Consider the following 9,791-nt stretch of genomic DNA (forward strand, 5'->3'; position numbering starts at 1 on the left):
TCAAGAACCCGGCAACCATTCTAGACGGTACCCACCTTACTCAGATGTTTGGCGGGTTAGACCACGATCACCGGAAGCGCCACCGATCGGAGCAAACGGATCAGAGCGCCCCTCGCTTCGTGGTCGAATAACGTAATCAAAGCCACTCAATGTGGCGAATTCCGGCCGATCGAAAATAGCAGGATTAAGATCTATCCGCTCAAGCTGCTCAATAAGCCGAAAGATATCTTCTCCTACCCGCTCGCTTGATACGCTTACAGTTTCCTGCTGGTTATCACCGCCAAGTGACACCCCGTCGGTCATATAGAACACACTGTAGACAATGACAGCGATCACTGCTAAAGCGAGTAGTCCGACACTATACTTATTTTTTTTGATGACATCCCACATAATATGATTCTTATTTTATTGAAGCGCGTACGTACGCAAGGTTACTGAGTAGCTATACGAAGTCGGTCCGTCGGTGTTTGTGTCGACCTTGATCGAAGTTACATCCAACAGGCGCAACCGTGATTCAAGCCCTTCCAGAAAAGCAATAAGTGAATTGTAATTATCCTCAAAGGCAAAGCTAACCTCAATGGTCTCATACGGATCATTGTTTTGTTGCTCGTCGGAGCGTCCGGATCGATCTTCCGGTTCTGCCACCTCGATCCCGGTGATCTCGACACCAAATTCAGTGGCAAAGGCGTCAATATTCATAACGAGACGAAGTCTGTCGGCTACATTAGGCAGAAGCGTTTCCATTCGTTGAACCTGTTCTTCCGGAAGATCGTTGTATTGTGCAAGATAGGTATCGCGAAGTGATTTAAATTCACCGATCTTCTCAAGAGCCAGATCATGCTCATCAAGTTCTGCTTGAGTTGCCTCCACCTCTTGATACGCCGGCCAAACATAGACATACGCCGCAATAAGAGCAACGACAAGTGTTCCGGCTGCGATGATCTGTTTCATATAAATTAATTCTCGTCGTTATTATCAACTGCTTCATCTTCTACCTCATCGTCAACACTGCCATCAGCGCCTTCGCCAATTTCTTCACTCTCTTCATCGCTAACTCCAAGCACCTCTGATGCAGATTCCCCGGTGTACCGCATATCACCGGCAGACACGGTGAGCTCAGCGGCAAAGGTCACGCCTCGTGCGCCCTCTTCCTCTGACTTATTCAGATCAAAAAACTCTGCTGTACTGAAAAACGGCGACGCAGTAAATGTATCTGCAAGCGTGACCACCGTTCCAAAATTATGAGCTTCTCCTTCAAGTTCTATAGTAGCACCACCATTTGGAGTTCCTGTATAAGAAAGCGAGGTGTAACGAAGACCTGAAGCTGTGAGATCTTCGAGTTCTTGAAATATATTCGAGGGTGCTATGTGGCGACGGAGTATATCATCCGCTAATTTCATACGTCGATCGGCTCGCAGAAGCTCGTCTACAGCTTCTGTGTTGAGCGTTGCCCGCTCATCATCTATCTCCCCTTTACGTTCTTCGATCTCAACTTCGAGATAATTATGATACAACTCAAGTCCGGTCCAGGCACCCAGAACCAAAAGAAGGGCTAGCGATGCACCCAAGAGTGGAAGCCCGAATCCGGTTTTTTTCCGAGAATGTCCTGATCCATTATTTTGCTTAGGTATGAACGATGTGTTGAGGCTCGAGTTTGGCATAGATAACTTTATTTTCTGCTTTCATTATACAGAAGAGCCTTGCAACTCCCTATTCGAAATCTGTGGATTACTTATCTTTAAAAGCAGAGACACAAAGTGGAAGCTACTTTTTATAATACGCTCCATAATTTCTCTTGCATTATTTCTTATTCTTCATTCAACCTACGTAACGCGATACCGGTAGCAACGGCGAACTCAGGTCCATTCCCTTCAAGAACATTTTCCAGAAAAGCAGGTGCCGAAATATCTTTAAACGGATTAGCAAGCTTGCACGGAACCGAGAGCGCTTCTGTAGCCATAGCTTCGAAGCCGGCAAAGAGAACTCCGCCGCCGACCAATACACATCGATCAAGCTCACCATGCTCTTGCAAATACTCTTTTTTAAATAGATTTACTTCTTTGAGCAATGGCTGAAAGACAGTAGCGGCAGCTTCATTTACTTCAGCTGTTCTGTCTTTTGTCTGTCCTTCCGGGGTCATTCCTCGTTTCAATATTTCCGCCGCCTCCATATCCACCTCAAGTTCTTTCGCGATCGCCTCGGTAACATCAGTCGAACCTCGGTTAACGGTGTGTGTCTTGCGAACGATACCGTTTTCAATAATGTAGACTTTGGTTACTACCGCACCCATATCAAGCACCAGTACCGGCTCAGTCTCACGAGGCAAAACCGCTCTAATTGTCGAGAAGATCTCCACCTCAAAAAAAAGCGCGTCAAGCTCTGCTCGTGACACGACACGCTTATACCGGTCAACAATATCATTCCTGATCGCTACCATAAGCACATCTACTTTCTCGCCAACCTGATTGTTCTCTTCACCGTTACTTTGATCACTCTCTTTATTCTCTATTTTTTGCTCCTGTTCTTGTTTTTCGCGTTGGTTGTTACTTCGCTGACTTTTCGGAATTACTGTCCAGTCAAGACTCACTTCATCGAGCGATGTCGGAACATGCTTTCGTGCTTCCATCGGAACCATCTGTTCAAATTCGTCATCTTCTAGCTTTGGCACTTCCATTACCGTCATGAAAGCTGACGAGAAAGGTATGGCAATACCACCTTGCTTTGTTGTTGTTTTTGATTCACGCAGGAGATCGGTCAATGCTTCTACTGTTGTATTGATCGGCAAGTCGGTTTCCTGCCCAACATACTTATCCGCGTACGGTCCCAGCGCGAGCGCGCCGTAGGTATCAAGTTTGATCTTATTGTTTTCCCTCTTCAGCTGAACGATCTTGATCGCGCTCGTGCCGATATCAATACCGATCGCCGTATCACCGCCGGATGAGCCGGTTAGTTGAGAAATTATATTGGAAAAGAAATTCGACATAAATTCGTTGATTTATTGTACCATATACGTATAGTGCACAGACAAGTGCACTGTCCCCGTTTCTTATGCGTAACTTATTCGAAAAGATAAAGCACATGATAGCAGGAATGGTATTTCCTCAACCGCGTCGTGTAGCATTCCTTGAGCAAGCATCACCTCATGATATTGTCGCAAAAGCTCAGCCGGCGAACCCAAGCCGATACCCCACCCTCACGGCATGTTTTTCGTACAAAGACCCGTTGATCAAAGAAGCGGTCTGGGAAATAAAATACCACGGCAATATGCAGATCGTTCAGTTATTCGCTGAAATACTCGCCGACCAGATCCGGGCCGAATTCGACGAGCGCACCCCTGTCGAAGCCATTACTTCACCGGTTGTAATCAGTCCGGTCCCTATGCCGCGCAAACGCCTGCGCGAACGCGGATGGAACCAAAGCGACCTCCTGGCTAAAGAAACGACAAAAATACTCGATGCACCGTGGGCAAGTTATTCTCCGCATCTTCTAAAACGAACTCGCTCCTCACCACCGCAAACCGAACTCTCGCGCGAAGAACGTTTGAAGAACATGGAAGGAGCATTCGAGACAAGCGAGCCCACAAAACTCGCTAACCGGATCGTGATCCTTATTGATGATGTTACAACCACCGGTGCCACCTATGCGGCAGCTCGCGCCGCCCTTATCAACTCCGGCGCTCGCGAGGTGCTCGGATTTACGATCGCGCATTAGGTTTAGTAGTAGTATTTTGGATGATATACATGCTACGTAATTGTTACGTAGCATGTATTTTCTTTCAGCCTGGTTTTTCATGCGGAGAGGGAGGCTTACCTGCCGGTAGGGAGGGATTCGAATCTTACAGATTCTGTGCAGCGTTTGGATATTTTCTGCACCTTTGGCTTGAAAATATCTCAAACCGCTTTTCGAATCCCCGGAAGCTTCACTTCCTACTCTTTCAGTTTACAAAAACAGATGGCAAGAAGCCATCTGTTTTTGTAAATGCGGTGTGTATTGGACAAAGTTCGAATGTATTTCGGGCAAAATCCGCAGGATTTTGATTAACTTCGCACGCGCGGAGCGCGTAGTGGCTTTGACCCAAATCGTACGCTCCGATTGCGTGGTGATGCCAAAATGCGCCTCGCACGCTCCCTTCGGTCGCGATCCCAAAACCAAAAATTTACTTACTTTTCCTTCTTCGGCGGGGGGTGTGGGGGGAGCCGGCAAAAAATGGAAAGGAAAATTTTTGGTTTTGGTTCCGACGCTTCGTCCTCCAAAAAGCTCCGTTTCAATCTCCATTATATTTGAGAGCTTTCCACTTCGTTTTTTTCCGTCCTTGCGTCGGGCGAGGCACGCCCCGTCTCCGCATTCTGTGGTAGCTTGAGAGTCCGCTCACACTTCGCAATCACCTCGCATAGGCCGCTCACATTCGTTCGTGATGCCCGCTCGGTGTTTGCTTCGTGTTCGCTTGGCGATTTCGTTCGAGTCTGCAATAACTCCCAATACATTTACCAGAGAATTTCACACCAAATGTATTCACTAAAAACCATCCTTACTCCTTCAGAAAAAACCAAGTAACGATATCTATTTTCTTGTACTTCAACCCAGGGCACTCCAATGACTCCTTCAGTGGTTAATATATTTTCCATTGCACGACTTCCGACTTCAGGAGCTAGATGAGCCAGTGGAATCATTTCAAAATTCAACCTAGATTCTTCTGATAAAAGTTCTAATGTGCCGAAATCAAAGTGACTAATATTTTCATCTCTCTTTGGTTCATTGTGTTCAAAAAGGGCATGGCCTTGCGCAATTTTTAATAAAACTTTCCTAAAGCGTTCTGGTTCAATTGAAAAAGCTGTTTGTCCCTTTGGTGTTTTTGCTACAGCTTTTTCTAACTTACTCATTAGAGCCTTCTTTCTTGATAAGATGAGGCGGATTTTATCTCGCTCAATCACTTCCAAATCTACGCTTCCTAACCGAGCACACTCAATCAAACAGGCAAAATACTCTTCGTCCAAGGAATACCCGTGATTACAAACTTCACATGCTCGTATAACTGGTAAATTTTCTGGATATGGCTCATCGAGCAAAACTTTTGGAGGAATATGCTCTTTTGTTTCAATTCCCTTACCACAATATACGCAATGCGCTGTTTGTCTTTTGTCTCCAAAATTTATCCGCTGTTTCATAGTCATTTATCACTCGATGGCTTCGTTTATGAACACGAGAATATACAAAGAAATGGGAAAAGAATGTAAAATATAAACGAAGACGAGGCGTTAGCCTCGTCCCGCTTCTCCCTAACTTCCCGTAATAAGGTCGTTCAGAGATTTGACGTTATGCTTCTCAAGATAAGTACCGAGTTGCATATCAGACCTGACACCAAGGTCAATACCGTATTGTTTCTCGATGGTGCCAATATGGGTGTCGTCACGCTTATCGCGTAGCAATCCATTTTGGTTTCGAGAACGGCAACCTTTCATGCCAGGTGCGTCATTCTTACATTTAGCCATAGGCTTTTTCGGATTAAGTTAATAATGCCGAGAAAAGGTTCGACCACCTCCTTCCTCGCGTTTGACGCGATACGAAGATAGTCATTTGGCAATCTGCAAGAACTGGACGGGCTTAACGCCTCGTTTTCACTAGTATTCTAAATTATTTTGTATTCTTTTACAACCCGATCTCGCAGATTTATTACGAATCCATAACTTTGAATTCTTTATCAGAGATTATTATGTGATCAATCAGGGTGATGCCAAGTAAATCTCCAGCGTCAGCCACTCTCTTCGTGATTGCAATATCTTCGTCTGAAGGATTAAGGTTTCCTGATGGGTGATTATGCGCTAGAACAAACCCTGCCGCGGATAATTGCAAGGCGGGTTCAAAGACGTCTCTTGGATGTAGTAGTGAAGTATCAAGTGTGCCAACTGAAATGATACGTCTTTCAATTAAGTGCTGTTGCGTATCAAGATAAAATGCAACCATGTGCTCTTTTTTCAACGAACGAAAATCTGCGCATAAATTCCATATATCCTTCGCTGATAACACCTCGACGCTGCGCTCATTTCCAAAACGATCCACTAGAGAAATGACTGCAAGTATTTGAACCGCTTTTGCTTTCCCGAGCCCACGAATTTTTAGTAAATCTTCCAGGGTTACGTTATTTGCTGATTTTTGCGTTATAAGTTTTTCTATCTTTCGCGCAAGCTCAAGTACGTTACAACCTTTGATTCCTGAACCAAGAACGATCGCTATCAATTCAAAATTCCTCAAACGTTTTGCGCCATACTTTTCCATTTTCTCTCGTGGAAGTTCTGTTTTCTTTAATTCAGTGAGCTTCATGTCGCAATTAAGATTGTTTCGTGTTTGCTTCTTCATAACCAGATTCAAAAACCTGCGAAGGAAGCTGATTGCCAAGTCCACCGACCACGTCTTTGTCTATGAGTTCTTTCCACTGCCCGAGTTTATCTTCCTCTATAGATGAGACTCGCCAGTAAAATTTCAACAATTCTTCGTCTATATCATTGATTCGACTAGCGATTTTTGGTGCATAGTCATGAAGTTGAGAAAGCATTTGCGACACACTCTTCTTCTCTTTAGCGACTATAACTTCTTGTTGTCCCCCTGCGCTGAAAGCATCGCGCAAACTTGTGGATACTGCTCCGAATTCAGTAATCATGTACGTGGCCGCTCGCTCATAGTTAGCACGATTTTTGAAGAGTTCAGGGAGTAAAATCATGCAATCAACTTTAAATCTTTCTTTGTCTTCTGGTTCTAGGGTTCGAAATTGTTTAATAATTGGAGAGGATGATTCTGATTCCTCGTCAATCCACCACAAGCCCTCGCCGTCTTTTAGCTGTTTTCTGTAATACGATTTTATTTGCGGTATAGTATCTCCGCTAGTTCGCAGCTCATCATAAGAAACTCCCATTTTGTCGAATATGGAATGTCCCGTTGGTAAATCCATATTGATTTTATATCTAGGAGAGTGAGTCACGCTGATTTCTGGTAAACATTCTTGATATAAACGATATCGTACGTCAGCTTGCCCTCCTAATTTTCCAAACATGATAAAAATTCGTTCCACGTCTTCAATGCGCGAAGATTCCATTACGCTGTTTCCTGTTGAAGTCCAATGATCCTTGACGGTTATCTTAACCTCAACACCAAAGTACCCGTTTGCGACAATATCAGGGAAGGCGTGAACCCCAGTTTGTTTTATAGTGCCCTCAAATTCAGTACCAGTAGAGGCATCGCACATCTTCTCGCAAACTAATCCTTCAAAATCCAAGGCGGTAATTTTGTTATCAGTTCTAATTTTGGTAACCAAAAGTTCTTTGGATTTTTCCAACAAGGTAATAAAATTTTCCTCCTTTGCATTTTTCTTTTCAGCGTAAATCATTTTATTTCAAATTTTTATCAAGAAATTTATCTATGGATTTAGCAATATGCCATGCAAAAACAGGTGGCACGGCGTTTCCGATCTGTTTATATGCTTGAGACGTGGACGGCAAGAATTCCATATCATCAGGGAATGATTGAATTCTTGCGGCCTCTCGAGCGGATAGTCGGCGTTTTCCATTCCAATGATATTCAATGTTGCCATGATGTTCAGTTCGCATTGTTGGCCCCGGTTCGTCTGCGTCAATTATTCCGTTGCCCTGCCCCTTATTTTTCTTCGCTTTAGACCAATAGTGGTTTGAAAAGTCACCTTCTTTAACATTTTCCAGATCACCAAACGCCTCCTTTACTGACACGTGTATTCCTTTGTGGGTTGGTTTCGGATAGTCATCGTCCTCAAACCTAGGAAGCATATTTTTGCGAGTCCCAATGATAATTACACGCTCGCGCATTTGCGGTACGCCATAATCAGCGGCAAGAAGTAATTTATGATTTACGTGATATCCGAGTTTTGCAAAATCATCTTTGATGATATCAATGGCCGTACCATTATCTATTGTAAGAAGACCTTTCACATTTTCTGCTACAAATAACATTGGTTTTGTCCTGCGAATGACCTCAGCCATGCTGCGATACAGAAGTCCTTTCTCGCTATTGAAACCTCGGCGCTTTCCAGCGTGACTGAATTCTTGACACGGAAAACCACCAAGGACAATATCAACCTTTTTTGGTAGCGGTACATCAAACATCGCACCATGTTTGTCGTTCAAAATATCAACGATACTTCCACAAACAATGTCGTGATTAAAATAATTTTTGAAAGTTTTGCAGGCTGACTCATCAATATCATTTGCCCAATTTATGACAAATGGTTGTTTTTGATATTTTTTCCCGTTTGATTCAAACCCGCCTAGAAAACCAAGGTCCAAGCCACCGCAGCCAGCAAAAAGTGAGGCAATTGTTAATTTGGTTTTAGTGTTTTTTGTCATATAATTATTTCAAAAGCTCACTACTACTCACTCCCAACGCTTTCGCTATCTTTTCTATTGTAGCAAGCGTTGGGTTCGCTTTGCCAGCTTCAACATTGCTAATGTATGCTCGGTCTAGGCTCAACAATCGACAAATGTCGCCCTGCGACATTTTCTTTTGTTGACGTATGCGTTTGATACTTTTCCCGAGTTTAATTGACGGAGTATTCATATCCACAATCTTATTATAATGGTTATTGTAATATACAACAATCTTGTGATATATTACAATTATGTGGATAATGACGAAGCGTCGGAACCAAAACCAAAAATTTTCCTTTCCATTTTTTGCCGGCTCCCCCCACACCCCCCGCCGAAGAAGGAAAAGTAAGTAAATTTTTGGTTTTGGGATCGCGACCGAAGGGAGCGTGCGAGGCGCATTTTGGCATCACCACGCAATCGGAGCGTACGATTTGGGTCAAAGCCACTACGCGCTCCGCGCGTGCGAAGTTAATCAAAATCCTGCGGATTTTGCCCGAAATACATTCGAACTTTGTCCAATACACACCGCCAAAATTGAAAATCAGAATTGGAAGCCGAAATGGGGTCGCGCCGTAGGCGCGACACAAACGCATTCCCGCCAAAAATTCCCGAATCCAAAAGGTTTTTCCACGCTCCGCGTGGCTCTCTCGTTTGCCAATACATTATGAATAATCAAACCAAAAAGTTTTTCATATATACTCGCAAGTCTACGGACGACAAAGACAGACAAGTCCGCAGTATTGCTGACCAGTTGAGTGAGTTAAAAGAGTTAGCGTTAAAAGAGCAACTGGAAGTAGTGGATGTCTTTGTCGAGAAGCAGACCGCCAAAATACCAGGTCGCCCTGTGTTTAACGAAATGATAGAGCGAATGGAGAAAGGCGAAGCTACTGGTATTTTGGCGTGGCATCCTGATAGACTTGCGAGAAACTCGGTAGATGGAGGAAAAATCATCTACCTCGTTGATACTGGTGCAATTTCAGAAATGAAATTCCCAACTTTTTGGTTTGATCCGACACCGCAAGGCAAATTCATGCTCTCAATCGCTTTTTCGCAATCCAAGTATTATGTAGACAATTTGTCGGAAAATATAAAGCGAGGTCATCGCAACAAAGTGAAAGACGGAATATGGCCTCAAATGTCTCCGCTCGGATATGTGAACAAAAACAAGCGTATTGTGCCTGATGAAAATATTGCCCCGCTTATCAAAAAGACATTTGAGGCATATTCCACTGGAAACTTCACTTTGCGGGAACTCCGCGACAAATTTAACGAACTTGGATTGAAACGAAAAAGCGGAAAGGAACTTGCGGTGTCGAATTATCAAAAACTTCTCAAAAATCCTATCTATACGGGATTGATGAGGTATAACGGAGAGATTTTTGAGGGAAAGCACGAACCGATTAT

The 9,791-nt window shown here is 43.8% G+C and carries 12 protein-coding genes; 2 read left to right on the forward strand and 10 right to left on the reverse strand.

Annotated features, from left to right (window positions below):
- Positions 1 to 36: 36 nt before the first annotated feature.
- From WD312_04115 to pilM, 4 genes are all read right to left on the reverse strand, one after another.
- Positions 37 to 390 (reverse strand): hypothetical protein, encoded by a 354-nt coding sequence (locus WD312_04115; GenBank protein MEX2564269.1) that lies wholly within the window; start codon positions 388 to 390, stop codon positions 37 to 39.
- A gap of 15 nt (positions 391 to 405) precedes the next feature.
- Positions 406 to 951, reverse strand: coding sequence for a type 4a pilus biogenesis protein PilO (gene pilO / locus WD312_04120; GenBank protein MEX2564270.1), 546 nt, complete (start codon positions 949 to 951; stop codon positions 406 to 408).
- 5 nt (positions 952 to 956) lie between these two features.
- Positions 957 to 1,661, reverse strand: a complete 705-nt coding sequence (locus WD312_04125) for a PilN domain-containing protein (GenBank protein MEX2564271.1) — start codon at positions 1,659 to 1,661, stop codon at positions 957 to 959.
- 146 nt (positions 1,662 to 1,807) lie between these two features.
- On the reverse strand, positions 1,808 to 2,983 hold the full coding sequence (pilM, locus tag WD312_04130; protein ID MEX2564272.1) for a pilus assembly protein PilM: 1,176 nt from the start codon (positions 2,981 to 2,983) through the stop codon (positions 1,808 to 1,810).
- Between the two features lie 65 nt (positions 2,984 to 3,048).
- On the opposite strand from pilM, the gene WD312_04135 reads away from it, so the two are divergent.
- Positions 3,049 to 3,711: a hypothetical protein gene (locus tag WD312_04135; GenBank protein ID MEX2564273.1), complete on the forward strand. Its 663-nt coding sequence runs from the start codon at positions 3,049 to 3,051 to the stop codon at positions 3,709 to 3,711.
- Positions 3,712 to 3,939: 228 nt separating this feature from the next.
- On the opposite strand, the gene WD312_04140 is transcribed toward WD312_04135, so the two are convergent.
- The 6 genes from WD312_04140 to WD312_04165 all read right to left on the reverse strand — a co-directional run bounded on the left by WD312_04140 (position 3,940) and on the right by WD312_04165 (position 8,577).
- Complete coding sequence (locus WD312_04140; protein ID MEX2564274.1) at positions 3,940 to 4,275, reverse strand: hypothetical protein; 336 nt, start codon at positions 4,273 to 4,275, stop codon at positions 3,940 to 3,942.
- 209 nt (positions 4,276 to 4,484) lie between these two features.
- On the reverse strand, positions 4,485 to 5,165 hold the full coding sequence (locus WD312_04145) for a hypothetical protein (protein ID MEX2564275.1): 681 nt from the start codon (positions 5,163 to 5,165) through the stop codon (positions 4,485 to 4,487).
- Positions 5,166 to 5,670: 505 nt separating this feature from the next.
- Positions 5,671 to 6,318 carry a DNA repair protein RadC gene (gene radC, locus WD312_04150; protein MEX2564276.1) on the reverse strand — a complete coding sequence of 216 codons (648 nt, stop codon included), beginning with the start codon at positions 6,316 to 6,318 and terminating at the stop codon, positions 5,671 to 5,673.
- A gap of 7 nt (positions 6,319 to 6,325) precedes the next feature.
- Positions 6,326 to 7,378: a hypothetical protein gene (locus tag WD312_04155; protein MEX2564277.1), complete on the reverse strand. Its 1,053-nt coding sequence runs from the start codon at positions 7,376 to 7,378 to the stop codon at positions 6,326 to 6,328.
- A gap of 1 nt (position 7,379) precedes the next feature.
- Entirely contained in the window at positions 7,380 to 8,366 is a 987-nt protein-coding gene (locus WD312_04160) for a DNA cytosine methyltransferase (GenBank protein ID MEX2564278.1), read from the reverse strand.
- Positions 8,367 to 8,370: 4 nt separating this feature from the next.
- Positions 8,371 to 8,577 (reverse strand): helix-turn-helix transcriptional regulator, encoded by a 207-nt coding sequence (locus tag WD312_04165; GenBank protein MEX2564279.1) that lies wholly within the window; start codon positions 8,575 to 8,577, stop codon positions 8,371 to 8,373.
- A gap of 474 nt (positions 8,578 to 9,051) precedes the next feature.
- On the opposite strand from WD312_04165, the gene WD312_04170 reads away from it, so the two are divergent.
- On the forward strand, positions 9,052 to 9,791 hold a 740-nt coding region (locus tag WD312_04170; GenBank protein ID MEX2564280.1), incomplete at its 3' end, for a recombinase family protein.

Source organism: Candidatus Paceibacterota bacterium (assembly GCA_040905715.1).
In the GTDB taxonomy this organism is placed as follows: Bacteria; Patescibacteriota; Minisyncoccia; order Phycocordibacterales; family CSBR16-193; genus JBBDHZ01.